A 26,495-nucleotide genomic window follows, 5' to 3' on the forward strand; every position below is an offset into this window, starting at 1 on the left:
ACTTCGCGCACGGGGCGAGCACCATTAACCGGTTCAACTCCCACTTGCACATTCCGAAAAATGCGCGATGGTGCCTTGGCCACCAGGTTCGAGCCCGGTGTCCCCAACCCCGGTCAGTCCAGGTCGAAACCATGAAACCCGACGCCTCATCGGTACAGCCTTCGGAAACGTGGCAGATCACCATCCTGTACGATCGCCCGGAGGCCCGCCAATGCGCAGCCCGTGCCTGTGACAACCTCGTCCGGCGGTTCTGGTCCCGGATCGGGTTCGATACCACATGGTGGGCTCTGGAGGAGTTGGAAGGTCCCGAAAACCCCGAGGCCGCCCGGCGCCTCCGCGAAACCGATATCCTCGTCCTTGCCATGACCGACACGCAGGGACTGCACCCGGGCCTGCTCCAGTGGCTGGAACAAACCCTCCGTGAACGCGAGGGCCGCGAAGGTGCGCTCATCGTCCTTTGCACCCGGCAGCCCGCGCCCCTGCACCGCATCGACCCCGAGCTCAACGCCAAACTCCATTGCCTGGCCCGCTGCGTCGGACTGGACTACCTCAACGAGCCACCGGATTGTCTCCCGGGACGGCTGCCCCATTCCCTCGACCATTACGCGCACCGGGCCGAACAGAACACCGATGTGATCCGCCGGATCCTGGATTCCCCCCATCCACCGCCGCCGCCCCCACCGGCCTGGCACCCCTGATCCGACGCGTCGCGGGCCTCCGGATGCCTGCACAATTCAGTTGCCTCCCGACCGGTCTTGGCCCACACAATCCCGCGATGCAAACCATGAAAACGCGGATCGGTTTCTGGATCACCGGCATCTGCCTGGCCGCGGTCGTCGCCCAAGGCCAGAACACCAACGCTTTCAAGGACGACAAGGAAAAGATCAGCTACGCCCTCGGCATGAGCCTGGGCAGCAATTGGAAACGCAACGCCCTGGACCCCGACCAGGTCTCCCTCGAAGTCGTGCTCCAGGGTTTGCGCGACAGCCTCACCGGTTCGCCCACCCGCATGACCGAGGAGGAAATGCGCGCCACGCTCCGGGAGTTCAGTCAGTTCATGCAGCAAAAGATGCAGGAAAAACAGCGGCGTGAAGCCGAGGCCAATCGCAAGGCCGGTGCCGCATTCCTCGAGGAAAACAAAAACAAACCCGGGGTGGTCACCCTGCCCAGCGGCCTCCAGTACCGCGTCATCCAGGAGGGTGCCGGTGAAAGCCCCAAAGCCACCGACACCGTGCTCGTCCATTATCGGGGCAGACTCATCGACGGCACGGAGTTCGACAGCAGCTACAAACGGGGCGAGCCCGCCCGATTCAACGTCAGCGGCGTGATCAAGGGCTGGACCGAAGCCCTGCAGCTCATGAAACCGGGCGCCAAATGGGAGCTGTTCATCCCGCCCGACCTGGCCTACGGCGATGCCGCCCGACCCAACATCCCGCCCGGGTCCACCCTGATTTTTGAAGTGGAGCTCATTTCCGTTACCAGCCCGGCCACCTCCGCCGCCCCGAGCGCGCCGGTGACCAGCGACATCATCAAGGTACCTTCCGCAGAGGAACTGGCCCGCGGCGCCAAGATCGAGGTGATCAAGGCCGAAGACCTCAAACGGCTCGAAGAAGAACAACGCAAAGCCGCCGCCAAAACCCAGACCAACCAATAAGGCTCTGCCCCGCACCGGATCGAACTCATGCCGGTCTGTGGTTCCCCGGTTGATGGAGCATCCCTCGGAGCGCCTTCCGCGCCGTAATCCCGCGGCGTGATCCGTGGTTGCGTGCCCCGGTGACCCGTCACGGATGCGGATTCGTCCCGGCCACTGCCGGGAGAACCGATGGGGCGACGGGCCTTCGCACATGACCTCGGCGCTTCTGTAGCTCTCCTGCTACGGTTCGCAGTCCGGGCAAAAAATGACGTTTCTTGGCCAATCCAGGGCAAGCCAACGACCCGGATCATGTCAAAACTGTGGCCGCAACGTGGTTCTGGCGCCGGCCAGAATCCGGCCGCAGGGGTCAATGGCAGTGGCCCGGAGCAGCCGCCGCAGCGTCGGGGGTTGGCGTATGACGAGGGCGTCGCTGTGGCGAACGGGGTACGAGAAATCGGGGTTGCAATGCCTCCGGAGCACGCAAGGGGCGCGGCCGATGGGCAACGGCGCCAGAACCTTTTTCGTTTCTCAGGCGGGGGAGGCCGCCGCTGACCACCCACGTCCGTCCCTGCCGGTCCGGGTCAGAGAACCTTTCGGGAGCCTCCGGGATCCTCCATCCCCGCCGATGACGGCTTTCAGCGGCCCGAAAGTTGGGCCCGATACTGCGTGGGAGACTGACCGAGGATCCTCTTGAACACGCGGTTGAAGTGCGTCAGGGATTGGAACCCGACCTCGAACGCGATCTCACTGACCCGCAGGTTCGGGTTCAACAGCAGGTTCTTGGCCTTCTCGATCCGCACGCGCGAAAGGTAGTCGGTGAAATTGATGCCGGTGTACTTCTTGAACATCTTGCAGAAGTAAAACGTGCTTGTGTTCACCGCCCTGGCCACTCGGGTCAGCGACAGGTCCTCGGCCATGTGCTCGAGGATGTACTCCTTGGCCTTCCGGATGACCGGCGGCTCGGCATTCTTCTGCTGCAACAACACCTGGTTGCTGATGAGCGCCAGATGCTGGGCAAAAATGCTGAGCAGTTTCACCGCCGACTCGTGCTGGCGCGGTGAGACGACGCGGGTTTTGAAAAAGGCCTCCTCCAGTTGTGCGCGATCGTATTGCAGGCCCCAATCCTCCAGGGTCTTGCAAACCCGGGCAAACTGCTGGCGCGTGGGCCGCTTGCGAAACACCTGGCCGGTCTGCAAGAAGCCCACGATCTGGTTGCCGAGCCGGATGGGCACCGCCGTGTCACTGAGTCCGGCAAAACAATGGATGGTCCGCGCCCCCTCCACCGCCATTTCCACCAGCCGTTGCTGCACCTGCAGACACGCGGCGCACGACCGGCTTTGAGCCGACATCAGGCTGCAAAACGGGCTTTCATGGCGTTTGCCGTGATGCGTCAGGCGCCAGCTCTCCACGGGGCGCAACGACAGCACCAAACCGGTGGCCTCCGAAAACGCGCGCTCGTACTCCTGGTACACCTCCGACCGCAGCAGCGCCTCGATCAGGTTCCGGCTCTCTGCCGGATCCATCAAGGTCACCTTCGCTTTGTCTTGACCGGCTGAGGCCTCCCCGGTACACCCGGTTGCGCCCGTTTCGGAGGAAACAGACTCGCCACGGAGCGCGGTGGGTTGGAGCTCGGCCAGGGACTGAGCCTGCGTTGTTCGCATGGGGCCAAGCTATGCCAAACCTGCCTTGTCCACAAGTGGCGGCTCGACCGCACCCCCGTTGTCCGCAAAGGCTTCGCCCTCCGGGGCCGGCCCTGCCGGACCCGGATTGCGCGAAGGTCGAGTTGTCCTTATGTTGAGCCCCCGCAGATGAAAGACTTCTTTGCCTTGGTGGAGGATCGGCGATCGGTTCGCGCGTTTGAGGCGCGACCGGTGGAGCCGGGTTTGGTGGAACGGGTGCTCCGGGCTGCGCAACGGGCCCCGTCGGCGGGCAACCTTCAGGCCTATGAAGTGGTGGTGGTCCGCGACCCGCAGACCATCCGCTCCCTGGCAGCGCTTTGCTACAACCAAACCTTCATCGCCCAGGCGCCCGTGGTCCTGGTGTTTTGCGCCGACCCGGCCCGATCCGCCGTGAAATACGGCGCCAAGGGCGAATCCCTTTACGCCCTCCAGGACGCCACCATCGCCGCTGCCTACGCCGAATTGGCCGTGGCGGCGCTCGGCCTGGCGACCTGTTGGGTGGGCGCATTCGACGAATCGGAACTGGCCCGGCGATTGAAACTCCGACCCGGTCTCCGGCCCATCGCCCTGTTCCCCGTGGGTTGGCCGGCGGAACAGCCCGCGCGCACTCCCCGGCGACCTTTCGAAGAAGTGGTCCACGAGTATCAACCCTGATCTGCCCCAGTATTGCGCCCCTTCCGAACCGCGGGAAGGTCCGCGTCACGCCGGGCAGACTTGGATTCCCTTGCCGGCAACGGCATCCGGCGCGCCCGGGTCGACAGCAATCGGTGCGACCCGGTCGGGTGCCGGCGCACGATAACCCCTTGCGGGGGCCCGGGATCGTGTGTGCTTGCCGGTTGGCTTGCGTGAAATGCCGCGTTCGACGCAGGGCCGATTCCGCAACCCGCCACGGTGCACCTGCTTCATCGGCCCGGGGATGCCACGGGAACCCATGGCATTCCACACCCAAGGGGTCTCGGCCCCCACCAACCCCGCAAACCCTGAACCTTGGCCGTTCGTACTCTGTAACGAAACCGGACAGTACCCCGGACGTATTTTGCGGCCCCGAGCCCTGCGCACCCCAACCGCTTGTACCGCCGCTGGCAGCCCCCTCAATTCCCGGAGGGCTGGTGGTTGGCATAGGGAATGCTGCGCGCATCGGCAGTGGCTCGGTGGTAGCAAGGAGCCAATCCGAAAGGCTCAAGCCATGCAGACGCCAGCGGTCCATACCACGGCCGGACAGGGCCCGAGCGGGTCGCAGGGGCCGTCCCGGCCCGTGCCCGGGAGGGTGTTGGAGAACCCGGCGGCGGCGGGTTCTCCCCAGCCTGACCCTGCTTCGCACCTGCCGGGCGGCTTTGTGGATGCCGACCGGCTTACCCTGTTGGCGGACGCGGCCCCGGTCGGGCTCTTTCTGTGGCAGGATGGCCGGCTCCGGTACACCAACGCGGCGTTCCGCAGGTTATGGAAGCCCGGCGGTTCGAGCGGAGAGGGGAACCCGGATCTGTTGGACGGGGTTTCTTCGGAGGACCGGCCCGGCCTGGAGGAGGCGTTGCGGCGGGTCCTGCACTGTCCGGAGGGCGTGGCCCGGTGCGAAGCACGTCCTGCAGCCGGCTCGGGCGACGTGCAGTGCGTGGAAATCCATCTGCGGAGGGTTCAGGACCAGGGCGGCCACACCCTGGTGGTGGGTACCGTGCTCGACCTGAGCGAGCGCCGTCGGTGGGAGGAACGTCTGGCCAACGAACGCGCCGTGTTGCGAACGTTGGTGGATCACCTGCCGGTGGCCATCTACCTCAAGGACACGGCCACTCGCAAAACCCTTGTCAACCCTGTGGACCAGCGCAACCTCGGCGTGCGCAGTGAAGAAGAGGCGCTGGGCCGCACCGACTTTGAATTCTTTCCCCGGGAACAGGCCGAGGCGTTTTATGCCGATGACATGCAGGTGCTGACCACCGGCGTGCCGGTGCTGAATCGGGAGGAGCGGATCACGCGTCCGGACGGCACCAGCGGCTGGCTGCTGACGTCCAAGGTACCCCTCCGCGACACCTCCGGCCGCATCGTGGGCCTGGCCGGCATCGGTCTGGACATCACGGAGCGCAAGCTGGCCGACGAAAAACTGCGTGCCTTTGCCGCCCAATTGGAGCGGAGCAACCGGGAACTCCAGGATTTTGCCTATGTGGCCTCGCACGATCTGCAGGAGCCGCTGCGCAAAATCGTGGTGTTCGGCGAGCGTCTGTGCGAGCGCTATGCGGAGGTTCTGCCCCCGGAGGCCCGGGACTACCTTGAGCGGATGCGCCGGGCCGCCCAACGCATGCAGACCCTGATCAACGATTTGCTGACCTTTTCCCGTGTGACCACGCGGGCCCGGCCGTTTGAACGCGTGAATCTCCAGCAGATCCTGCAGGAGGTGATCGGGGATCTCGAAACGCGGATCGAACAAACCGGCGCCCGGGTAACCGTCGAACCCCTGCCCACCGTGGATGCCGATCCCCTGCAGATGCGGCAGCTCTTCCAAAACCTGCTCGGCAATGCCCTGAAATTCCGCAAACCGGAAGAACCGCCGCGGATCCGTGTTTGGGCCGAGTCCTTTCAGGGGCCGCGTCCCGACCGCGGCCCTCAGGCCGTGGCCGAGCCCCTTTGCAGGATCCATGTCCAGGACAACGGCATCGGGTTCGACGAAAAGTACCTCGACCGCATTTTCAACATGTTTCAACGCCTTCATGGCCGGGGCGAATATGAGGGCAGCGGGATTGGTCTGGCCATCGCCCGGAAAATCGTGCTCCGTCATGGAGGCGACATCACCGCCCGCAGCCGGCCCGGTGAGGGTGCCACCTTCATTGTGACGTTGCCCGTTCATCAACCCGGATCCGAATCCCAACCATGAAAGGCAAGGAACGACCCATCATCATCCTCATGGCCGATGATGATCCCGACGACCGCGAGTTGACGCGGGAAGCCTTCCGGGAAAGTCGTCTGGCCAACGAGTTTCACACCGTGGAAGACGGCGAGGAACTGCTGGACTACCTTCACCGGCGCGGGCGGTGGGCTCATCTGAACGGTACGCCGTTGCCCGGGTTGATCCTTCTGGACCTCAACATGCCGCGCAAGGACGGCCGGGAGGCCCTCCGGGAAATCAAAAGCGATCCCCATCTCCGTCGCATTCCCATTGTTGTCCTGACGACGTCCAAGGCCGAAGAGGACATCCTTCGGAGCTACGACCTGGGGGTGAACTCCTACGTCACCAAACCCGTCACGTTCAGTTCCCTGGTGGAGCTGGTTCGCGTCCTGGGTCGGTACTGGTTCGAGGTTGTGGAACTTCCGCCGGAAGAAGGATGACGATGGGCGGTTGCTGCCATGGAACGGCCGCCGATCCATGTGTTGCTCGTGGATGATGACGAGGATGATTACATCCTCACCCGCGATTTGTTGTCCCGGCCCGGCTTGACCGCCCGGTACCAGCTCACCTGGATCAGTCACTACGAGGAGGCCCGGGCTGCGCTTGCCTCCGGACGGTTCGACCTCTGCCTGCTGGATTACCGGCTGGGGGTTCACACCGGCCTGGACCTGCTGCAGGAAACGCGGGATCTTCCGCACCGGCCGCCGATGATTGTTCTGACCGGACAAGGGGACCGGGCGGTGGACCTGGCCGCGATGGAGGCCGGCGCGGCCGAATACCTGCTCAAGTCCGAACTCACCGCCGAGGGCCTTGACCGCGTCCTCCGGTATGCCCTGGAACGGCGCCGTGCCGAGGAACGCCTCCGCCGGGAACGCGACCTCATCAGCCGCATCATGGAAACCAGCCCCGTCGGCATCGTGGTCGCCGATCGCGAGGGCGTCATCACCTTTGCCAACCAACGGGCCGAACAGATTGTCGGCCCCCTGCTTTCGCGGCCCGACAGCCCGCGTCGTCGGCTCTGGCTCTGGCCACTTCAGCCCTTGGAAAACGGTGCCGCCCCCGCCCCGGTCCCATGGCAAACCGTGCTCGATGGCGGCCAGCCGTTGCACGACCTCCGCCAACTCTGGGACGACGGCTCCCGGCGGGTTGCCCTCTCCATCAACGCCGCACCGCTCCGCGATGCCTCCGGACGAATCGACGGGTTGGTGGTAACCCTGGACGACATCACCGGCCGACTCGAGCTGGAGGAACGACTCCGGCAGTCCCAGAAAATGGAATGCGTGGGGCAATTGGCCGCCGGCGTGGCCCACGACATCAACAACGTCCTCACCGTCATCCAGGGCCATGCCGACCTGTTGCGCGAAGCGGTGCCGGAGCAGAGTCCCCAGGCCCGGTCCATTCGCCAGATCTGTGCCGCGGCCGAACGTGCCGCCCGTTTCGTGCGGCAGTTGCTCCTGTTCAGTCGCAAACAGGTCGTTCAGGTCAAGCGCCTCGACCTCAACCAGGTCCTTCACAACCTGGCCCAGATGCTCGCCCGCCTGCTTGGCGAGGACGTCCACCTGGAACTCGACTGTGCCCCCGATCTTCCCACGGTGGAAGCGGACCTGGGCATGATCGAACAGGTCGTCATGAACCTGGCTGTGAATGCGCGCGATGCCATGCCGCAGGGCGGGCGCCTCCGCCTGGCCACCACCACCCTGGAAGTGTCCGAACCCGAGGCCACGCGCCGTGGCGCGCCCCGCCCCGGACGCTACGTCTGCCTGGAGGTCACCGACACCGGCTGCGGCATGGACCCGGCCACCCTGGCCCGGATCTTTGAACCTTTCTTCTCCACCAAGGAAACCGGCAAGGGCACCGGTCTCGGCCTTGCCACCGTGTATGGCATCGTCAAACAGCATCAGGGCTGGATCGAGGTCGCGAGCAAACCCGGCGCCGGCACCACCTTCCGTGTCTACCTGCCGGCAGCCGCCGGCCCCGCCTCGGGCCCCGACGACACCGCCTTCGAAACCCGTCCCCGCAGCCACCAACGGGAAACCATCCTCGTGGTGGAGGATGAACCCGACCTGCGCGAGCTGGTGTGCGAACTGCTCTCGGCCTGCCATTACCACGTCGAATCGGCCGCTCACGGCCTTGAAGCCCTGACCGTTTGGGAACGGTTGGAGGGGCGCGTGGACCTTTTACTGACGGATGTGGTGATGCCGCAGGGGCTCAACGGATGCGAGCTGGCCCGGCGACTGCGCCAGCGCAAACCCGACCTGCGGGTGATCTATACGAGCGGCTACACCGGCACCCTGGCCGGACGTCATCTGCGGCTTGAGGATGGATGGTTTCTGCCCAAACCCTACCGTCCCGCCGTTCTTGCCCGGGTGGTGCGCGCCTGCCTCGACAGTCCCGTGGGGTCTCCGCCGCCGCCGGACCTCGACCCGATCCTTGCCGGTTGCGCCGCGGAATTCCCCGGCACGGCGCAGCAGCCGGACGCGGCTTGAGTCCGCCACGGCTCTGAAACGGTTGCATCCCGCAGCGGCGCCGACGTCAGGTATCCTCCCTCGGGTGCGTCCGTCCGTGATTCGGGAACTCAGTTCCACCGGTCCGTTACGCCCCACCCCAACCGAGCCACCAGGCCAGCAAAGCCGCCCATGCCAGTGACGGTAAATACCCCGTCACCTCGATCCGCCGGACCTCCAGGATCAGTAACGCCACGCAAAACACCAGCAGGCCGCACGTGGCGGAGACGGCCTCCGCGGCCCGCACCGCCGTCAGGCCCGGTTCCGCCCACAACAGCAGGAGCGTCAGGGTTCCTTGAAACGCCAGCACCGGCAACGCAGCCAGCATCACCCCCGGCCCCCAGATCTTCACAAAACCCATGGTTGCCAATCCGTCCATCGCCGCCTTCAGGAACAGCGGCGTTGAATCCCTGCCCAACGCCTCGGCCACGGGCCCCAGAAACGCCAGCGGCGCCACGCAATACAGCGCCGTGCACACCACGAAGCCGTCTGTCCACGGTGCCCGCCCTCCCGTCCGCAGCGCTGATTCCATCCGTTCCCGCGCATACCGGCCGGCTGCGTTGGAGCCCTCCTGCAGCCGTAACAGCCTGCCCGTCACACGTCCCAGCCCCAGCGCCACCATCACCAGAATGACCTGAAGGAGGTGCGAGCCCACCGACCCGCTCAGGCTCACCCACGTCAGGCGCAGGCCGAAGTACACCGTCAACACCGCCAGCACGAGTTTCAGCCAGCCCTGCGTCGGCGGTGGGATCCCGCGCCGCAGCGTCAAACCCGCCACGCCACCCGCCACAATCGCCAACACGTTCACCCAGGTGCCCGTCACATCTCCGACTCAAGCACGGTCCCCGCCCCTTGCGAAAGGCAAATCTCAGCCCTCCGCGCGTACGGTCGGCTCGCGCAATCCACTGTGCTCGGCGGGCTGGCCAGCCGGCCTGCTGCCCTCTATGTTGCGCCCGGGATGGTTCGGCTGGTCCTGTTCGACATTGATGGCACGTTGATCCGCACGGCGGGGGCGGGCGTGGGCGCTTTTGTCCAGGCCTTTGCCGACGAGTTCGGCATTCGGGACGGGGTGGAACAGCTCCAGTTCGCCGGTCGCACCGACACCAGCCTGGTCCGTGAAGTGTTTGAAGCCCACGGGATCCGCCCCACGCCGGAGCATTTCCGTCGGTTCTTCGACCGTTACGTGTTTCTGTTGGACGAGCGCCTGCGGCGGTTGGGCGGCGAGATCATCCCCGGTGTGGTGCCCTTCCTGGACCGGCTGGCCCGGCTGCCGGCGCCGCCGCTGCCGGGGTTGTTGACCGGCAACATCCGGCTGGGCGCCGAGATTAAGTTGCGTCATTTCGGGCTCTGGAGCCGCTTTCGGACCGGCGGTTTTGCCGACGATGCGGAAGACCGCGCGGCCATTGCGGCGGTGGCCCGCCGGCGCGGCGAACGGCTGCTGGGCCGGTCGCTCGCCGGCACGGAAATTTTGGTGGTGGGGGACACCCCGCACGACATCCGTTGCGCCCGGGCCATTGGCGCGCGCGTTCTGGCCGTGGCAACGGGCGGTTTCAGCCGTGATCAGCTCCGGCCTCATGAACCCTGCTGGCTGGTCGAGCATCTCGCTGAGGTCGAGCCGAAAGAGGTCTGCGCATAGGTTTTCTCGTCCGCGGGACGGATGGGTGCGAGAGCGGGTCGGGACGGGCCGCGCGCCGGGTGTTCAGCCATCGGATCCGCGCGTGCGGGCGTTTGGTGCCGGCCGGGCCGGCCGGCTTGACGGTGCCCGGCCCTGCCCGTAGCTTCCTGTCGAACGTGGGAGCAACGCCTATGCATCTGAACAATTTCCTGGTGCCCATGGTGGTCGAACAGACCGGCCGGGGCGAACGGGGCTACGACATTTATTCGCGGCTGCTGGTTGACCGCATCGTCTTCCTGGGCACGCCGATTGACGACATGGTGGCCAATCTGGTCATCGCGCAGCTGCTGTTCCTGCAGATGAGCGACCCCAAGAAGGACGTGCACCTTTACATCAACTCCCCGGGCGGCAGCGTCACCGCGGGTCTGGCCATCTACGACACGCTGCAGTACCTGACCTGCGACGTGAACACCTATTGCATCGGCCAGGCCGCCAGCATGGGGGCCGTGCTGCTGGCCGCCGGGACCAAGGGGAAACGCTTTGCCCTGCCGAATGCCCGCATCATGATCCACCAGCCCTGGGGCGGGGTTCAGGGCGCTGCCACCGACATCAGCATCCAGGCCAAGGAAATCCTTCGCCTGAAGGATCGTCTGAATGAAATCCTCGCCTTCCACTGCGGCAAGAAGGTCGAGGACGTTGCCCGGGACACCGATCGCGACTTCTACATGTCCGCCGAGGAAGCCAGAGCGTACGGGCTTGTCGACGCGGTGGTGCAGTCGCGCAAGGAGATTCCCGGCGCGGTCGAGCAACGTACCGGCTAGCGCGCCGCCCCCGCTGCCGGCCTTGGAGGTCTTTTTGGCCCGCACCCAACCAACCGCCCAATGCAGCTTCTGCGGCAAGGGCGCCCGTGAGGTCCGGAAACTCATTGCCGGGCCGGGCGTGTACATTTGTGATCAGTGCGTCCTGCTCTGCAAGAACGTGCTGGATGCCGAGCAGGCCATGCAGGCCCGGCAGGAACGGCCCCTTGCCGTCCCCAAACCGCACGTGATCAAGCGGGAACTGGACCGCTATTGCATCGGGCAGGAGCAGGCCAAGAAAACCCTCACCGTCGCCGTCCACAACCATTACAAGCGCATCCTCAGCCGGCGCGCCCCCGCCACGACACCGGAGTCTGCCGATCCGGATCCCCACGCCGACGTCGAACTCGAAAAGAGCAACATCCTCCTCATCGGGCCGACCGGTTCGGGCAAAACCCTGCTGGCCCGGACGCTGGCACGGATCCTTGACGTCCCCTTCGCCATTGCCGATGCCACCACGGTGACCGAGGCCGGCTACGTGGGTGAAGACGTCGAGAACATTGTCCTGCGCCTGTTGCAGAATGCCGATTACGACGTGGCGCGGGCCCAGCGCGGCATCATCTATATTGACGAAATCGACAAGATTGCCCGCAAAACCGAGAACGTTTCCATTACCCGGGACGTCTCCGGCGAGGGCGTGCAGCAGGCGCTCCTCAAGATTCTGGAAGGGACCATCTGCAACGTGCCCCCGCAGGGCGGCCGCAAACATCCCCAGCAGGAGTACATCCGGGTGGACACCACCGACATCCTGTTCATTTGCGGGGGTGCCTTTGTGGGGCTTGAAACCATCATCCGCCGTCGGCTCGGGCATCAGGTCCTGGGATTCCACGCCGCCGGCCGTGCCGTGGGTGAAACCCCCGGAAGCCTGTTGCCATTTGTGGAGCCGGAAGATCTCCTGCGATTCGGGTTCATCCCGGAATTCATCGGGCGGCTGCCCGTCATTGCCACCCTGCATGAGCTGACCGAAAGCCAGTTGGTGGAGGTTTTGGTTGCGCCGCGGAACGCGCTGACCCGGCAGTACGCCAAGCTGCTGGCCCAAGAGGGCGTGGAACTGGAGTTCACGCCGGATGCGCTTCAGGAGCTGGCCGCCCAGGCCCTTCGCAAGGGCACCGGCGCCCGTGCACTTCGGAGCCTCCTGGAAAAACTGATGTTGGACGTAATGTATGATGTGCCGCGGCAGCAGGACGTCGCCCAGGTCAAGATCACCGCGGCCGTGGTCCGGGGTGAATGCCCGCCGCTGGTGCGGCGCAAATCCGACGAACAGGCCGCTGCCTGAACCGGGGCCGCAGCGGGCACCTTGGGGTGGCTGAAGCCCGTCCGCCGGAACTGATCCGCACCTTCCGGCCGCTGCACCGGCCCTTCAACGGTCCAGGCTGCGGTCCACCAGCACGTCCATGTCCAGGAACACCTTGCGTCCGAGCTGGGCTTCCAGGTCCACCCGCGCCGCCTGACCGATCTCACGGATGCGGCGTCCGCCCGCGCCGATCAACATCCGTTGGTATCGCGGATTGGCTGCGAGGATTGAAGCCTTGATGTGGTACATGGGCCGGCCCTGGCGGTCCCGGCTTTCTTCCACGGCATGCACCTCCACGGCGGTCCGGTACGGCACCTCCTCGTCCATCAGCAGGTAAACCTTTTCCCGGATAATCTCGCCGATCAGGAATCGCTGATGCGCATTGGTGATTTGGTCCTCTGGATAGAGTCGGGGGCCCACCGGCAGATGCTGCAGGATGCCCTGCACCAGGTCTTCCAACCCCTGGCCGGTGTAGGCCGAGACCTCGTACCAGCCGGCGTACTGGTCCCGGCGCTGTTTCCATGCGTCCACGTACGGTCGCTCCGGAAGGTCGCTTTTGTTCAGGCACAACAGCCGGGGCTGGGTAACCCCTTGCAGCGCCTCCCACACCATTTCATCTTCCGGCCCGATGGCCCGGGAGGGGTCCACCACGTGCACCACCACGTCGATTCCCTGCAGGGCACGCCGGGCACGTTCATGCAGGCGCTCCACCAGGCGGTTGGCGTGGGTTTTGAAGAAGCCCGGCGTGTCCACAAACACGATCTGGCCCTCCGGCCGGTTCACCACCCCCTGGATCGGATCCCGCGTGGTCTGCGGTTTGGGGGTCACGATGGAGACCTTGCGTCCCACCAGCGCGTTCAACAGGGTGGACTTACCCACGTTGGTGCGCCCCACCAACACCGCCAGGCCGCACCGGGTTTCCGGCGGTGGCTGCTCGTGGACGGGTGTTTCGACCGGCTCCGTGTCGCTCATGCCATCAACCTAGGCCGGAGTGTGTGCCGGGCCAAGGCCGCACCGGCCCCGTGCCCGGTTCGGAAGGGTGCGCTTGGGCGGGGGCGCGCAGGTGCCCGGCCGCGCCGCGGGCCCGGGCCTGCCTGTCACCGGGGCAACCCCCGGCGTTGCACCGGTTTCTCGCCGTCCGGTCGCGGCATCCACATGTCCTGCCAACCCAGGCCGCATTCCCGGATCATCCGCAGCGCGTACGTGTTCGGCAGCAGTTCGCGATCCGGGTTGTTGGTGCCGAGGGTGAACTTGACCCCGGCCGCTTTTGCCTCGCGGATGAAATCCGGCCGGGGCAGTTCCAGGCGGCTGTTGATTTCGATGGCCACGCCGTTGCGGGCTGCGGCTTCGATGACCCTGCGCCGTCGTTCGGGTGTCCAGAGCTGGTCATACCGCGGCGTCAACACCTCCGGCAGGTACGTCGGGTTGGCGTAGAAATCGATGGGTTCGGTTTCCAGGATCCGCACAATCGTGTCCACCAGGTGTTCCATGAACGCTTCCGGGTCTCCCACCTGCACCTCCTCGGGGATCCACAATCGCATGCGTCGCCCCTGCCGGTCCGTGAGGGTCATCGCATCGGTGAACACGTAGTCGAACCGTGCGACGGTTTCGGCCGAGAACAGCCGGGTCCATTCCCGGCCCTCGGCCTGCAAACCGGCGAAGACGGGCGTGTTGCGAACCGAGTCCAGCCAGGCCAGCGCCGTGGCGTCGTTGGTGACCGCAAAGCCGAGTCCGCCGTTGACTGCGATCCCGTGGTTCATCCCCGTGCGGCGCATGTGTGCCAGCACCTCTTCCAGGGTCAGACCGCCCTTCAAATGGGTGTGAAAATCCACGAGCGGGAAGTTGGCCGTGCCCAGTTCGATCATTTGCCGCCAGGTGGCGTCGGCGGTCGGCCGCACCACCCCGGCCGGTGCGTCATCGGGGAGTCGCCGCACCCGGATTCGGCGGAATTCGACCCGGCTGTCCGGATCGTGTCCCTGGAGGGCGAAGGTGCCGTGGCCCAGGCGGCGGCCCGGGCGGCTTTCCGGGGCTGCCGGTGGTTCCGGTTCCACATAATCCACCACCCAATGCTCGTTGACGAAGACCCGGACGCGCGGCACCTCCACCACGATGCGCAGCCGGAACCACGTGTTGTCCGGTACCAACTGCTTGTACACGTTGCGCAGGCCGTAGAGGCTGCCGGTTTTCTTGAGCTCCCAGTATCCGTTGTGGGGTCGGGCCGAGTTGTTGATCTGGACTTCGAATCCCCGGGCCGGCCAGCCGTTTTCCTGCCAGGCGGTGTGGAAGTAGATGCCGGAATTCGCTCCCGGCGCCGCCCGCACCTCGGCCTCCAGCTCGAAATTCCGAAAATCAGCGCCGGCCCCATCGCGTCCCACGTAAAACAGATGCGCCCGCGGCCCGTGGGCCACCAGCACGCCGTTTTCGACCCGGAAGGTGGCCGGATGTTCCGCAGCGCGCCAACCGGTCAGGGTGCGTCCGTCGAACAGATCCTCCCAGGGTTCGGTGGCGGCGTACCCGCCGATTCCCATGAGTCCCAGCAGTCCCGCGCAGATCCAGCCCCGACGTTTCATGAGTGCGAGTCTGGGTGGGCCGGTCCCGTCGCACAAGTCCGCACTGGTCCTGTCTTGCAGACAACCACCGGCGTGAAGGTCCCGAGGGCCGGCTCCGGGCGCATGCACCTGCGGCCCGGTACGGCCGGCCGGGGGTGGACCCTATTCCGTGTTCGGGTACGAGCCCAGGACCTTCACAAAGTTGCAGTGTTCGGCCAGCATTTTGAGTGCGCGCGCCAGCCGCGGCTCTTCCACATGTCCCTCCACATCGATGAAGAAGAAGTATTCCCAGGCCTTTCGCCGGCTGGGGCGCGACTCGATTTTGGTCATGTTGATCCGGTAGCGTCGGAAGGCTGCCAGGGCACTGTGCAACGCGCCCACCCGGTGCATGACGCTGATCATCAGGCTGGTCCGGTCGTTGCCCGTGGGGGGTGTACTTTGTCGGCCCAGTACCAGAAATCGGGTGGCGTTGGCTGCGTTGTCCTGGATGTCGCGTTCCAGGATGGGCAGCCCGTATTTTTCGGCCGCCAGTTCGCCCGCGATGGCGGCGGCGTAGGGTGTTTTGCGCGCCAGCTCGGCCGAGCGGGCGTTGGAGGAGGTTTCGATGATCTCCACCCTGGGGAGGTTGGCTTGCACCCAGGCGCGGCACTGTCCCAGCGATTGTGGATGGGCGTACAGGCGCCGGATCTTGTCTTTCGGATATCGGCTGAGCAGGCAGTGCTGAATGGGCAACACGATCTGGGAGACGATTTTCAGGTCGCTGTCCACAAACATGTCCAGCGTATGGGTGACGACACCCTCGGTGGAATTTTCCACCGGCACCACGCCGTAGTCGGCCCGCCCCTTGCTCACCTCGTGGAACACGTCGGCGATGGTTTTCAGCGGCACGTATTGGAGGCTCGAGCCGAATCGCTGGATGGCTGCCTGGTGGGTGAAGGTGGCCTCCGGTCCCAAATAGGCCACGATGAGGGTCTTTTCCAGGGCCAGGGCGCTGGACATGATTTCGCGGTAGATGGCCCGGAGCTGTTCGTTGGTGATGGGGCCCTTGTTGAGCCGGCAAACCCGCTGCAACACGGCCTGCTCCCGGTGCGGCGCGTAGACCTCCTGCCCGGCCTTGCGTTTCAGTTCGCCAATGGCCAGCACGTGCCGTGTCCGCTCATTCAGCAGTTTCACAATCTGCTGGTCAATCCGGTCGATGGCCTTCCGATGTTCCTGAATGTGCATAGCCCGTGCCGAGGATATCCGATCCGGGCCCCGGGTGGGCAGGAAAATTGCGGTGTCCGTTCCGCGCGCCTCGTGACGCGTCCGGATCATGGGTCTGCCCGGCCTGGCAATGGCCCGCGGCCCGGCCTGCGCCCGGGCGGTTGCGTGAGCAGGTAGTTTTCGCCATCCATGGTGGACAATGAAGGGATCCGGCGGAAACGGCCCGGTGCTTCAGCCGGCCCGATCCCGAAGGGTTGTGGCGTTGTACCGGGAGGTTGGTCCGGCGAAAGTTCGAAGGCGGCTGCGGGCCGAGCGAGGCCGGCCGTGAGTGGATCGTTGTCGGCCCGGTGAAAGGCAGACCGCGCGGGGGGCGCCACAGACCGGCGAACGGGGGTCGCAACCGGTTCGTCAGGGTTTCTGAACCGTGGCCGGCTCGGGCCGGCGTGGCGAAGGACCGATGTGGCGGCCGGTCGGTCGGCGAGGGTATGAACAGGTCGGTGCGGGGCGCCGTCCAATGATCACCGCGGTCCACCCGCTTCGGGTTTGTGCGGGTGTGGCGGAGGGCGAAACCTTGGGCGGCGGTCAGGGTTTTTAGAAGCGTGAAAGGGATGCCGAGATTGTGGTCATGGTGCGAAGAGGCGGATGCACCGGGCGGATGCGGTGCTCGGGGTGCGAGTCGGGTCGGCCGGGTAGTGGCCCGCGGCGCGCTGGTGCGGCTGGCCGGGTGCATGGTGCTGACGTTGCGGTTGTTGGCGGCGGGGCCGGAGGTGGATGACATCCGGCGCGACGCCACGGTTCGGGCCATCGAACGGGTGTTGCCGACGGTGGTGAACATCGCGACGACGCAGATCGTGGAGTACCGGGATCCGTACCAGGACCTGTTTTATCAGTTTTACGGGCGGCGGGCGCCGGTGGAACGGCGGGAGGAACCGAGCAGCATCGGTTCGGGGGTGATCATTGACGAGGAGGGCTACATTCTGACGAACTTTCATGTGTTGCGGCGGGCTTCGCGGGTGTATGTGAAGCTGCAGGACGGCCGGATTCTGGAGGCCGAGCCGCTGGTGTATACGCCGCACAAGGACGTGGCGCTGCTGAAGGTGCAGACACGGCCGGGGGAACGGTTTCCGGCGATCACGTTTGCGGCGGACGACGATTTGATCCTGGGCGAGACGGTGATTGCTCTGGGCAATCCGTACGGGTTGGGGACCTCGGCCAGTCGCGGGATTTTGAGTTCGAAGGCGCGGCGTCCGCCGGTGGAGGGGGAACCGCTGGGGACGCAGGACTGGCTGCAGACGGACGCGGGGATCAACCCCGGCAACAGTGGCGGGCCGTTGATCAATCTGCGGGGAGAGTTGATCGGGATCAACGTGGCGGTCTATCGGGAAAGCCAGGGGATGGGGGTGGGGTTTGCGATCCCGGTCAAGCAGGTGAACGAAGCGTTGAGCGAGTTTTTTTCGCCGGAGGTGACCCGGTCGTTGTGGTTTGGGGCGAAGGTGAAGGGTTTGCGGGGGCCGCTGGTGGTGGCGGACGTGCAGCCGGGCAGTCCGGCGGCGCGGGCGGGCTTGCGGGCGGGGATGGAGATCGAGGGTGTGAACGGGCGGACGGTGCGGCGGCTTGTGGAATTCAACCGCCTGGTAACGGAGTCGCCGGACCAGCCGGTTCGGCTGCAGGTGCAGGAGGGGCGGAACCGGCGGACGGTGGAGGTGCGGCTGATCTCGTTTGAATCGCTGGTGGAGCAGAAGCTGGGGCTGCGCCTGGCGCCGCTGACGCAGCAGTTGGCGGCCGGGTTTCAGGTGGGTGTGGGCGATGGGATGTACGTGGAATCGGTGGAGGCGCGGGGGCCAGCGGCCCGGGCGGGTGTGCCGGCGCGGAGTTTGCTGCTGGGGTTGGATGGCCGTCCGGTGGGCAGTTTGTTTCAGGTGGCGGATGTGCTGATGGGGAAGGCTTCGGGGGACACGGTGCAATTGACGGTGGTGGTGCCGCGCCGGCTGGGGGCGGCGCTGATGGAGTATCGGCAGGTAACGGTGGAGGTGGTGGTGCGGTGAACGGGGGTTTATCATCGCCCGGGCGGGTCCGTGCGGGTAAGGTGGGGGAAACCGAACCGATGAGCGAGCCCTGGATGATTGAGGTGCGGGATTTGACGAAACGCTACGGGAACCGCGTGGCGATTCAGGGGGTGACGTTCACCGTGGCGCGGGGCGAGATTGTGGGGTTGCTGGGGCCGAACGGGGCGGGCAAGAGCACGACGATGCGGATTTTGTCGGGTTTTTTGCCGGCGACGTACGGGACGGTGCGTGTGGCGGGTTATGATGTGGCGCGGGAGTCGTTGGAGGTGCGGCGGCGGATCGGTTACATGCCGGAGAACAATCCGTTGTATCCGGAGATGCGGGTGGTGGAGTATTTGCGGTTTCGGGCGCGGTTGAAGGGGTTGAGCGGGCGCCGGGCGCGGGAGCGGGTGGAGGTGGTGCTGGAGCAATGCGGTTTGACGGAGGTGCGGCGCCGGTTGATCGGGCAGCTTTCGAGGGGGTACCGCCAGCGGGTGGGCCTTGCGGATGCGCTGGTGCACGAGCCGGACCTGATCATTTTGGACGAGCCGACCATCGGGTTGGATCCCCACCAGATCCGCTCGGTGCGGGAGTTGATCAAGGGCCTGGCGGGGCGGCACACGGTGTTGTTGTCGACGCACATTTTGCCGGAGGCGGAGATGATCTGCCATCGGATGCTGATCCTGTGGGACGGGCGGGTTGTGGCGGCCGGGACACCGGCGGAGCTGGAGCAGCGGTGGAGTGCAGACCCTCAGGTGATGGTGGAGGTGTCGGCCCCGGCGGCGGAGCTGGAGGCGTTTTGGTCGGGCAGGCCGGAGGTGGCGAGCTGGGAGATGGCGCCCGCGGAGGAGGGTTGGTGGCGGTGCTGGTTGCGTCCGGCGGGGGCACAGGATTTGCGGCCGCTGGTGTACGGGTGGGCGCGGGAGCGGGGTTGGACGTTGCGGGAACTGACGCGGCGGCGCTACACGTTGGAGGACATTTACGTGCGGGTGACCGCGCGGCGGGAGGAAGAGGAGGCGGAGGAGGAAGAGGTGTGAGATGACGGCGTTCTGGGTGTTGTTTCGTCGCGAACTGGCGGCGTACCTGGTTTCGCTGAGCGGCTGGGTGATCATGGCCGCGGTGGCGTTTTTGGTGGGGCTGAGTTTTGTGGATTTGTTGCTGGCGGTGCGGCAGACGCCGTTGCCGGTGCACGTGACGGAGGTGTTTTACCAGACGCCGTACTTTTGGATGGTGGTGTTGTTGAGCGGGCCGGTGATCACGATGCGGTTGTTTGCGCAGGAGCGGGCTTCCGGTACGTATGAGACGCTGATGACCAGCCCGGTTCGGGACGGGACGGTGGTGGCGGCCAAGTTTGGTGCGGCCTGGGTGTTTTATTTGCTGGTGTGGTTGCCGTTGCCGGGGTGTGTGACGTTGATCCGGTACTGGACGGGGGAGGCGCAGGCGCTGGAGTGGCCGTTGCTGGGGAGCACGTATCTGGGGATTGGCCTGCTGGGGGCGTTGTTTTTGAGCATGGGTTGTTTTGCGTCGGCGCTGACGCGGTCGCAGACGGTGGCGGCGATGGTGGGTGGGCTGCTGGCGGTGAGCCTGTTCCTGGCGGGTTTTGCGGTGTCGGATCGGGGGTCGGAGTCGTCGTGGTGGGTGCAGGTGCTGGGTGCGTTTGCGCTGGTGGATCACATGCGGGATTTCACGCGCGGGGTGGTGGATTTGCGGCCGGTGGTGTTGTATGCGAGCACGAGCCTGGCGTTTTTGTACCTGACGCTGCGGGCGGTGGAGGGTCGGCACTGGAAATGAGGGGTATGGATTCGGGACGCGGCACACAACCGTCGTTTTCTGCGGGTCGTCGCTGGGCGGGCTGGCTGCGGGTGGGTTTGGGGACGGTTTCGGTCCTTGCGCTGGTGGTGATGGTGAACCACCTGGCGCAACGCCATCCGGTGCGGTGGTATGTGACGGCGGAGGGGGAGACGAAACTGTCCCCGCAGACGCGGGCGGTGTTGGACAGCCTCACCAATGAGGTGCGGGTGACGGTGTTTTACGATCGGGAGGACCCGTTTTACCCCCTGGTGGTGGGGTTGTTGCGGGAGTACCAGCTGGCGAATCCGCGGGTGCACGTTCGCACGGTGGATTATCTGCGGCAGGCCGGGGCGGCACAGCAGGTGTTTGCGGAGTATCAGCTGGCCGGGGCCACGAACAAGAACCTGGTGCTGTTTGATTGTGAGGGGCGGGTGATGCGGATCGACGGCCGGATGCTGACGCAGTACACCCTTGAGCCGGTGGCCGCCGGAGGAGACCAGCCGGAGTTCCGGCGCCGGGCCGTGGCATTCCACGGGGAACGGGTGTTTACGTCGGCGTTGCTGGCGGTGACGATGTCACGGCCGTTGCGGGCGTATTTCCTGACGGGGCACGAGGAGCACGATCCGGACAGTGACCATGAGACGGTGGGATACCGGCGGTTTGCCGGTTTGTTGCGGCAAAACTGCATCGTGACATCGACGCTTTCGTTGGAGGGGACGAACACGGTGCCGGAGGACTGTCATTTGCTGATTGTGGCCGGGCCGTTGCGGCCGGTGCCGGAAGAGGTGGTGCGGAGGTTGGAGGAGTACCTGCAGCAGGGCGGTCGGATGCTGGTGCTCTTGAACAGCTACGGGCTGTCGCGGGGCTCGGGTTTGGAGGGGATGCTGTCGCGGTGGGGCGTGGAGGTGAGTCCCTGGCCGGTGCTGGATCGTGACAACACGATCACGGGACAGGACATCAAGGTCCTGCGATTCGGGAATCATCCGGTGGTCCGGCCGTTGGTGGAGGGGGGCGGGCTGGCGGCCCTGCATGTCTGGCGGCCGCGGGCCGTGGGGCGGTTGGCGGCCGGGGCCGGCGGCGTGGAGGGTGTGACGGTGACGGAGCTGGCGTTCAGCGGGGAGCGGAGTCGGTTGATGGGGGGCGGTGGGGCGACCGGTTCGTTCCCGTTGGCGGTGGCGGTGGAGAAGGGGGCGGTGCCCGGCGTGGTGACGGCCCGGGGGAACACGCGGATGGTGGTGGTGGGGGATTCGTTTTTTCTGGGCAACCAGTTGATCGAATCGGTGAACAACGCGGACTTCGGGGCTTATGCGGTGAACTGGTTGTTGGACCGGACGTTTTTGCTGCACCAGGTGGGGTCGAGACCGGTGCGGGAGTTTCGGGTTACCCTGGGTGCGCGGGAGATGCGGGCCCTGCAATGGACGTTGCTGGGGGGGATTCCGGCCGGTTTGCTGCTGGTGGGGCTGGGGATCTGGTGGCGGCGCCGGCGTTGAGGGTGGGGGGCGATCCGGGTCCCGGCAGGATGCGATGCAGGCAAGATTCACAGGTTTGTGGGTGACGCTGGCGCTGGCGATGCTGGGGTTCATCCTGTTGGTGGAGCGGCGTTGGACCGAGCCACCGCGCGGGCCGCGCGTGCTCCTGACAGGTTGGGACCCGGCGCAGGCGGTGGCGGTGGAGGTGCGCCGACCGCGGGAGCTGCCGTTGCGGGTGGTGCGCGAGGGCGGTCGCTGGTGGCTGGAAACTCCGTTGCGGGATCCGGCGGATGACCGGCGGGTGGAGGCGTTGCTGGCGGCACTGGTGCGGGAGCCCGTGCAGACGGTTTTGACCACGTCCGAACTGTTGCAGCGGCCGGACGCACTGGCGGAGTACGGCCTGGAGAGTCCGCGCGTGACGCTCCGGGTCCAGGCTCCCAACCGCATGGTTCAGATTCAGTTCGGGAACCGGACCGCGCCGGGGGATCAGGTGTTTGTTCAGGTGGTGGGTGAGGAGGAGCTCTGGGTGGTGAGCGCGGAGGTCTTGCGGTTGCTGCCGGCGCAACCGGCCGATTGGCGGGAGCGACGATGGGTGCGGGTGGACTCGGGGAGTTTTGACCGGCTCACGGTGAGCAATCGGCTGGGGTGGTTCGCCCTGGGCCGGGATCCGGAGGGGGACCGGTGGCGATTGGAGGCGCCCTTGCGGGCGCGGGTGGATCCGGACCGCGTGCAGATGCTCTGGCAGGGTCTGCAGGGTTTGGAGGTGCTGGAGTTTGTGGCGGATGATCCGGAGGCGGACGCGGAGGTGTACGGTTTTGCGCCGCCGGTCCTGGCTCTGGGGCTGTGGCGGGGGACCAACGCCGTGGCGCAGTTTGAGTTTGGTCGGAGCCCCACCAACCATCCGGATCGGGTGTATGCGCGCCAGGCGGGTCGAGCGGCGGTGGTGACGGTGCCGGCCGAGGCTGTGGGGGGGTGGCTGGCGGGGTACGCGGACTTTCGGGATCGGCGGCTTTTGCGTTGGGAGGGGCAGGTGTCGGCGGTGGAGTTTCTGGGGGGCGAGAACTTCGCGGTGCACCGGCTGCCGGTGGGCTGGCGGATTTTGCCGTGGGATTTGCCGGCGGACGAGGCTCTGGTGGAAGGGTTGTTGGATTGGTTGCGGAGGCTGGAGGTGGTGGAGTTTGTGAAAGACGTGGTGATTGAGCCGGATCTGGCCCGGTACGGGTTGGCGCCGCCGACCCGTCAGGTGGTGTTGCGACGGGCGGCTCGGGGGGCCGGTGATACCAACACGGTCCTGGGGGAGATCCAGTTGGGTTTGGTGCAGGACGACAAGGTGTTCGTGCGGCGGTGGGATGAACCGACGGTGTATGCGGTGCGGGCGTCGGATCTGGCGGGGCTGCCCACGGCGTTCTACCAGTTGCGGGACCGCCGGATCTGGCGGATCCCGGAGGGGGAGGTGGAACGGGTGATTGTGGAGGAGGGATCGCGCCGGCGGGAGATGATCCGGCACGATGCGTACGCGTGGACGTTGGCACCGGGTTCGCAGGGGATCATCAACAGCCTGGCTGTGGGCGAGGCGGTCCGAACGTTGTGCGAACTGGACGCGGTGGCGTGGCTGGGCGTGGGTGAAGCCCGGGCGGCGGAGTACGGGTTTGAGCGCGGGGCCTGGTCGGTTACGTTGCGTCGTCGGGATGGCGAGACGTTGACGGTGAGTTTTGCCCGGCCGCGGCAGGAGCTCCCGTTGTTGGGGATGGTGCGCCTGGAAGGTCAACCGTGGGTGTTTGTGACCTCACCGGTGGTCCAGGAGCTGGTGCAGGCGTATTTGAAGCTCCCTCCGGAGTCCGGATCTTGAAATCGCATGGCCGGCAATGGATGGCGCAGGTGGGTGCGGGGCTGTCGTTGGGCGTTTCGGGCGTGCCGATGGCTGGTGTGGGCGTTGTTGGGGGTGTTGGTGGCGGCGTTGTGGTACCTCGACCGCGTGGGGTTGCCGGAGATGCTCAAAAGACCGCTGCAGGAGCGGGTGCGTCGGCATGGGTTGGAGCTGGAGTTTGCCCGGTTGCGCCTGCGATGGTTTGCGGGGATTTTGGCCGATCAGGTGAAGGTGCGGCCGTTGGGCACGCCGGATGCCCCACAATTGGAGGCGGACCATGTCCGCCTGGATCTCCAGCTTTGGGACCTGTGGCGGGGCCGTTGGGAGGTGGAGGGTTTGGAGGTGGTTCAGGGGCGATTCGCGTCGGTCGCAGGTGGAGACGACCGGCGCGATTTTCCGTGGGACGTGGAGGGGCTGAACCTGCGGATCCGGTTTTTGCCGGGCGACACGTGGCGGGTGGAGGAGGCGCGGGCGGTGCTGGGTCCGGTTCGGTGCCGCATTTCGGGCGTATTGTCCAACGCCACGGCGTTGCGACAGTGGTCCGGCTGGAAGGGTTTGCGGCGCAGCGGCGAGGGGGATTCACGCGACGGCGCAGGGCAGGCCCTTGACTGGTGGAGCTGGCTCGGGCGCACGAGGTTCTCGGCCTCACCCGAAATGGTGGGAACATTTGAGGGTGACGGACGGGCTCCCGAACAGTTGCGACTGCGCTGGCAGATGCGCATTCCGGCCGTGGCAACTCCGTCGGGCACGGCCCACGGTCTGTTGTTGCGGGTGAGCACGGAGCCGGGCGCGGAAGGGACGGGGGTTGGATGGACGGTGGATGCCGAGGCCGATCGCTTTTGGACCGGCTCTGCGGACTGCGAGGGCGCAAAGGTGACAATCCGGTTCGAACCCGACGCACCCGGGCACCGGTGGACGGCCACGGGCACGGTGCGGCTGGCCGGGGTGTCCACCCGTTGGGGAACCGCAGGTGATGTACAGGTGGGCTTCGAGGCCGCGGGAAACCCGCGCCCGTGGTCGGTGGATGAGGTCGCGTGGCGGCTGGAGGCCGGGGATGTGGACGGCGGCGATTTCGCCGCGCACGATTTGAGGTGGGAGGGCCGGCTGCTGCGTTCCAGCGGGCCCCGGGCCACCGTGCAGGTCGAGCCATGGCGGCAATGGACGGGTTGGCAGTTGAGCAATGGGGTGGCGGTGGGGCGCCTGCACGTCCACGGGGTTGGGCTGCGCTCGGTGCACGGTGTGTTGGAGTGGTCGCCACCGGAACTGCGGGTGCACGATCTGGCGGTTGTGTTGCCGTCCGGCGCCGTGGAGGGTGAGGTGCTGGTTCATGCCGCGACACACCGAGGGGAGTTCCGGGTGCGGTCGGAGGCGGATCCCCGGGACCTGGACGCGTGGCTTTCAGAGCGGACGAGACGTTGGCTCGACCAGTTTCAATGGGAACAGCCGCCCCTTGTGGCGATAGAGGGCGAGCTGGCGTTGCCGCCCTGGCCACCCACACGGGAGCATTGGGCCGTAGCGCTGCGCGAGAACCTGACGCTGACCGGAACGGTGAGTTTGGGCAGGGGCAGTTTCCGGGGATTCACGGCCACGCGGGCGCGGTCGGGATTCCGCTATGCGGCAGGAACGTGGCATTTGCCGGATCTGGAGGTTGAACGGCCGGACGGCTGGTTGCGGGCGGATTATCGGGTGCGGCCGTGGCAGCGGGATTATGAATGGCATTTCAGGTTCGAGCTGCCGCCGGATGCCTTTGTGCCGCTGCTGCATACGAACCAACTGCAATGGTTGCCCCTGGTGCGGTGGGACGGGCCCCTTGAGGTCGAGGGGGAGGCGCGCGGTGAATTTCTGCGACCGGAAACGGTGAACGGGCAGGCCCGGATGCGGTGGACGAATTTTGTGTTTCGGGGCGTGCCCGTGCGGCGGTTGGAAACCACGGTGGTGTACAGCAACTCGTGGGTGTTGTTTCTGGAGCCGCGGGTGGAGCGTGCCGGGGGCTGGTTGAGGGCGGACGGGGTGGCCCTGGATCTGGTCGGGCAGCGGGTTCATTTCACCAATGCGGTGTGCCTGGATGATCCGGATACCATTGCGGCGGCGATCGGGCCCAAAACAGCCCGGACTCTGGCGCCCTACCATTTTGAGCGGCCTCCGGAGATCCGGCTGGAAGGCACGGTCCCCTGGCACGGGCATGACGGGGCGGACCTGCGTGTGGAGGTGTCGGGGGGGCCGTTTCGGTGGTGGCGGTTCCGGACGGATCGGGTGACGGGCACGATTCGCTGGCAGGGCGAGACGGTGGGATTAACCAACGTGACGGCTCCGTTTTACGGCGGGGAGTTGTCGGGCTGGGGTGTGTTTGATCTTTCGCCCCCGGAGGGAACGGGGGTGCGTTTTGGGGTTCGAGTTCGCAGGGTGAACATTGCGGCGCTGATGCAGGATCTGAACCCCGCGCCCAGCCGGTTGGAAGGGCTGTTGGATGCGGATCTATGGGTGGACAGTGGCAACACGCGGGACTGGCAGACGTGGAACGGTCGCGGTCGGGCGAGCCTGCGGGACGGGTGGATTTGGTCGATTCCATTGTTTGGCGTGTTGTCGGAGCCGCTGGATTCGCTGGTGCCGGGGTTGGGACGGAGCCCGGTGAGCAGTGGTCGCGCGTCGTTTGTTCTGACGAACGGGATGGTGGTGTCGGACGATCTGGAATGCCGGGCCTCGACCATGCGGCTTCTGTACCGGGGGCAGGTTGCCCTGGACGGGCGCGTGGATGCGGTGGTGCAGGCGGAGTTGTTGCGGGATGCCTGGTTGGTGGGGCGTGTGCTGAGTTTGGCCCTCTGGCCGGTGAGCAAGATCTTCGAATTCCGTATCACGGGCACATTGTCGCAACCCAGGGCCGAGCCCCTGCACATTCCGAGGGTTTTGACCATTCCGCTGCGGCCGTGGCAGACGCTGCGCGGTGTCTTTGAGCCGGCGCCCTCGGGGCAGGGCCCACCTTGACCAACAGGGTCGTGGGTTGGCGGACTGCCAGTTGTTCGGGCAGGACTTTCGGTGGGTGCGGCTGCCGTACGATTCATGGATGCTCGTGCAGTGGCGCCCGACGCGGCCGGCAGTCGCACGCGGCGGCTTGCCCCA

20 protein-coding genes are annotated in these 26,495 nt (G+C 66.0%); 15 read left to right on the top strand and 5 right to left on the bottom strand.

Features of this window, described 5'->3' with window-relative positions:
* Nucleotides 1-131 precede the first annotated feature (131 nt).
* Together G4L39_RS08830 and bamJ are read left to right on the top strand one after the other, a co-directional pair.
* Nucleotides 132-698 (top strand): hypothetical protein, encoded by a 567-nt coding sequence (locus tag G4L39_RS08830; RefSeq protein ID WP_165107549.1) that lies wholly within the window; start codon nt 132-134, stop codon nt 696-698.
* Between the two features lie 86 nt (nt 699-784).
* Entirely contained in the window at nt 785-1,654 is an 870-nt protein-coding gene (gene bamJ, locus G4L39_RS08835; protein ID WP_165107550.1) for a BamJ family beta-barrel-assembly machinery protein, read from the top strand.
* Nucleotides 1,655-2,268: 614 nt separating this feature from the next.
* On the opposite strand, the gene G4L39_RS08840 is transcribed toward bamJ, so the two are convergent.
* Complete coding sequence (locus G4L39_RS08840; RefSeq protein WP_205880892.1) at nt 2,269-3,156, bottom strand: helix-turn-helix domain-containing protein; 888 nt, start codon at nt 3,154-3,156, stop codon at nt 2,269-2,271.
* Between the two features lie 285 nt (nt 3,157-3,441).
* Here G4L39_RS08840 and G4L39_RS08845 point away from each other — a divergent pair, with 285 nt between their 5' ends.
* From G4L39_RS08845 to G4L39_RS08860, 4 genes are all read left to right on the top strand, one after another.
* Nucleotides 3,442-3,966 carry a nitroreductase family protein gene (locus G4L39_RS08845; protein WP_165107552.1) on the top strand — a complete coding sequence of 175 codons (525 nt, stop codon included), beginning with the start codon at nt 3,442-3,444 and terminating at the stop codon, nt 3,964-3,966.
* A 532-nt stretch (nt 3,967-4,498) separates the two neighbouring features.
* The gene (locus G4L39_RS08850) at nt 4,499-6,172 is read left to right on the top strand and encodes a sensor histidine kinase (protein WP_165107553.1); all 1,674 of its coding nucleotides are present in this window, start codon (nt 4,499-4,501) and stop codon (nt 6,170-6,172) included.
* Nucleotides 6,169-6,624 (top strand): response regulator, encoded by a 456-nt coding sequence (locus G4L39_RS08855; protein WP_165107554.1) that lies wholly within the window; start codon nt 6,169-6,171, stop codon nt 6,622-6,624. The genes G4L39_RS08850 and G4L39_RS08855 overlap by 4 nt, the downstream gene beginning before the upstream one ends.
* 18 nt (nt 6,625-6,642) lie before the next feature.
* Nucleotides 6,643-8,670, top strand: coding sequence for a hybrid sensor histidine kinase/response regulator (locus tag G4L39_RS08860; protein WP_165107555.1), 2,028 nt, complete (start codon nt 6,643-6,645; stop codon nt 8,668-8,670).
* Nucleotides 8,671-8,776: 106 nt separating this feature from the next.
* Here G4L39_RS08860 and G4L39_RS08865 read toward each other — a convergent pair whose 3' ends face one another.
* Nucleotides 8,777-9,511, bottom strand: coding sequence for a DUF554 family protein (locus G4L39_RS08865; RefSeq protein WP_165107556.1), 735 nt, complete (start codon nt 9,509-9,511; stop codon nt 8,777-8,779).
* 135 nt (nt 9,512-9,646) lie between these two features.
* Here G4L39_RS08865 and G4L39_RS08870 point away from each other — a divergent pair, with 135 nt between their 5' ends.
* From G4L39_RS08870 to clpX, 3 genes are all read left to right on the top strand, one after another.
* Complete coding sequence (locus tag G4L39_RS08870; protein WP_165107557.1) at nt 9,647-10,324, top strand: HAD family hydrolase; 678 nt, start codon at nt 9,647-9,649, stop codon at nt 10,322-10,324.
* Between the two features lie 170 nt (nt 10,325-10,494).
* Nucleotides 10,495-11,124 (top strand): ATP-dependent Clp endopeptidase proteolytic subunit ClpP, encoded by a 630-nt coding sequence (clpP, locus tag G4L39_RS08875; protein WP_165107559.1) that lies wholly within the window; start codon nt 10,495-10,497, stop codon nt 11,122-11,124.
* Nucleotides 11,125-11,158: 34 nt separating this feature from the next.
* Nucleotides 11,159-12,436, top strand: a complete 1,278-nt coding sequence (gene clpX / locus G4L39_RS08880) for an ATP-dependent Clp protease ATP-binding subunit ClpX (RefSeq protein WP_165107561.1) — start codon at nt 11,159-11,161, stop codon at nt 12,434-12,436.
* 84 nt (nt 12,437-12,520) lie between these two features.
* On the opposite strand, the gene era is transcribed toward clpX, so the two are convergent.
* From era to pheA, 3 genes are all read right to left on the bottom strand, one after another.
* Nucleotides 12,521-13,426 carry a GTPase Era gene (era, locus tag G4L39_RS08885; protein WP_165107563.1) on the bottom strand — a complete coding sequence of 302 codons (906 nt, stop codon included), beginning with the start codon at nt 13,424-13,426 and terminating at the stop codon, nt 12,521-12,523.
* Between the two features lie 125 nt (nt 13,427-13,551).
* Nucleotides 13,552-15,024 carry a DUF1080 domain-containing protein gene (locus G4L39_RS08890; protein WP_165107565.1) on the bottom strand — a complete coding sequence of 491 codons (1,473 nt, stop codon included), beginning with the start codon at nt 15,022-15,024 and terminating at the stop codon, nt 13,552-13,554.
* A gap of 141 nt (nt 15,025-15,165) precedes the next feature.
* Nucleotides 15,166-16,227, bottom strand: coding sequence for a prephenate dehydratase (gene pheA / locus G4L39_RS08895; protein ID WP_165107566.1), 1,062 nt, complete (start codon nt 16,225-16,227; stop codon nt 15,166-15,168).
* Nucleotides 16,228-16,814: 587 nt separating this feature from the next.
* Between pheA and G4L39_RS08900 the strand changes: the two genes are divergently transcribed.
* Genes G4L39_RS08900 through G4L39_RS08925 form a run of 6 tightly spaced genes read left to right on the top strand, consistent with a single transcriptional unit; the run spans nt 16,815 to nt 26,360 of the window.
* Nucleotides 16,815-18,251, top strand: coding sequence for a trypsin-like peptidase domain-containing protein (locus tag G4L39_RS08900; RefSeq protein WP_165107568.1), 1,437 nt, complete (start codon nt 16,815-16,817; stop codon nt 18,249-18,251).
* Nucleotides 18,252-18,310: 59 nt separating this feature from the next.
* The gene (locus G4L39_RS08905; protein ID WP_205880893.1) at nt 18,311-19,288 is read left to right on the top strand and encodes an ABC transporter ATP-binding protein; all 978 of its coding nucleotides are present in this window, start codon (nt 18,311-18,313) and stop codon (nt 19,286-19,288) included.
* A 1-nt stretch (nt 19,289) separates the two neighbouring features.
* Nucleotides 19,290-20,042 carry an ABC transporter permease gene (locus G4L39_RS08910; RefSeq protein ID WP_165107570.1) on the top strand — a complete coding sequence of 251 codons (753 nt, stop codon included), beginning with the start codon at nt 19,290-19,292 and terminating at the stop codon, nt 20,040-20,042.
* A gap of 5 nt (nt 20,043-20,047) precedes the next feature.
* Nucleotides 20,048-21,532: a GldG family protein gene (locus G4L39_RS08915; RefSeq protein ID WP_165107572.1), complete on the top strand. Its 1,485-nt coding sequence runs from the start codon at nt 20,048-20,050 to the stop codon at nt 21,530-21,532.
* A 34-nt stretch (nt 21,533-21,566) separates the two neighbouring features.
* The gene (locus G4L39_RS08920; protein WP_165107574.1) at nt 21,567-23,360 is read left to right on the top strand and encodes a DUF4340 domain-containing protein; all 1,794 of its coding nucleotides are present in this window, start codon (nt 21,567-21,569) and stop codon (nt 23,358-23,360) included.
* A gap of 6 nt (nt 23,361-23,366) precedes the next feature.
* The gene (locus G4L39_RS08925; protein WP_165107576.1) at nt 23,367-26,360 is read left to right on the top strand and encodes an AsmA family protein; all 2,994 of its coding nucleotides are present in this window, start codon (nt 23,367-23,369) and stop codon (nt 26,358-26,360) included.
* The last annotated feature ends 135 nt before the right edge of the window (nt 26,361-26,495 follow it).

This window comes from Limisphaera ngatamarikiensis, assembly GCF_011044775.1.
GTDB classification, from domain to species: domain Bacteria; phylum Verrucomicrobiota; class Verrucomicrobiia; order Limisphaerales; family Limisphaeraceae; genus Limisphaera; species Limisphaera ngatamarikiensis.

Coding starts and splice junctions, on each gene's coding strand:
- G4L39_RS08900 (WP_165107568.1), top strand. CDS start 16,815: ATGCCGAGATTGTGGTCATGGTGCGAAGAGGCGGATGCACCGGGCGGA.
- bamJ (WP_165107550.1), top strand. CDS start 785: ATGAAAACGCGGATCGGTTTCTGGATCACCGGCATCTGCCTGGCCGCG.
- G4L39_RS08845 (WP_165107552.1), top strand. CDS start 3,442: ATGAAAGACTTCTTTGCCTTGGTGGAGGATCGGCGATCGGTTCGCGCG.
- G4L39_RS08925 (WP_165107576.1), top strand. CDS start 23,367: ATGGCCGGCAATGGATGGCGCAGGTGGGTGCGGGGCTGTCGTTGGGCG.
- G4L39_RS08915 (WP_165107572.1), top strand. CDS start 20,048: ATGGATTCGGGACGCGGCACACAACCGTCGTTTTCTGCGGGTCGTCGC.
- pheA (WP_165107566.1), bottom strand. CDS start 16,227: ATGCACATTCAGGAACATCGGAAGGCCATCGACCGGATTGACCAGCAG.
- G4L39_RS08860 (WP_165107555.1), top strand. CDS start 6,643: ATGGAACGGCCGCCGATCCATGTGTTGCTCGTGGATGATGACGAGGAT.
- G4L39_RS08890 (WP_165107565.1), bottom strand. CDS start 15,024: ATGAAACGTCGGGGCTGGATCTGCGCGGGACTGCTGGGACTCATGGGA.
- G4L39_RS08920 (WP_165107574.1), top strand. CDS start 21,567: ATGCAGGCAAGATTCACAGGTTTGTGGGTGACGCTGGCGCTGGCGATG.
- clpP (WP_165107559.1), top strand. CDS start 10,495: ATGCATCTGAACAATTTCCTGGTGCCCATGGTGGTCGAACAGACCGGC.
- G4L39_RS08910 (WP_165107570.1), top strand. CDS start 19,290: ATGACGGCGTTCTGGGTGTTGTTTCGTCGCGAACTGGCGGCGTACCTG.
- G4L39_RS08855 (WP_165107554.1), top strand. CDS start 6,169: ATGAAAGGCAAGGAACGACCCATCATCATCCTCATGGCCGATGATGAT.
- G4L39_RS08830 (WP_165107549.1), top strand. CDS start 132: ATGAAACCCGACGCCTCATCGGTACAGCCTTCGGAAACGTGGCAGATC.
- G4L39_RS08850 (WP_165107553.1), top strand. CDS start 4,499: ATGCAGACGCCAGCGGTCCATACCACGGCCGGACAGGGCCCGAGCGGG.
- G4L39_RS08840 (WP_205880892.1), bottom strand. CDS start 3,156: ATGGATCCGGCAGAGAGCCGGAACCTGATCGAGGCGCTGCTGCGGTCG.
- era (WP_165107563.1), bottom strand. CDS start 13,426: ATGAGCGACACGGAGCCGGTCGAAACACCCGTCCACGAGCAGCCACCG.
- G4L39_RS08870 (WP_165107557.1), top strand. CDS start 9,647: ATGGTTCGGCTGGTCCTGTTCGACATTGATGGCACGTTGATCCGCACG.
- G4L39_RS08905 (WP_205880893.1), top strand. CDS start 18,311: ATGAGCGAGCCCTGGATGATTGAGGTGCGGGATTTGACGAAACGCTAC.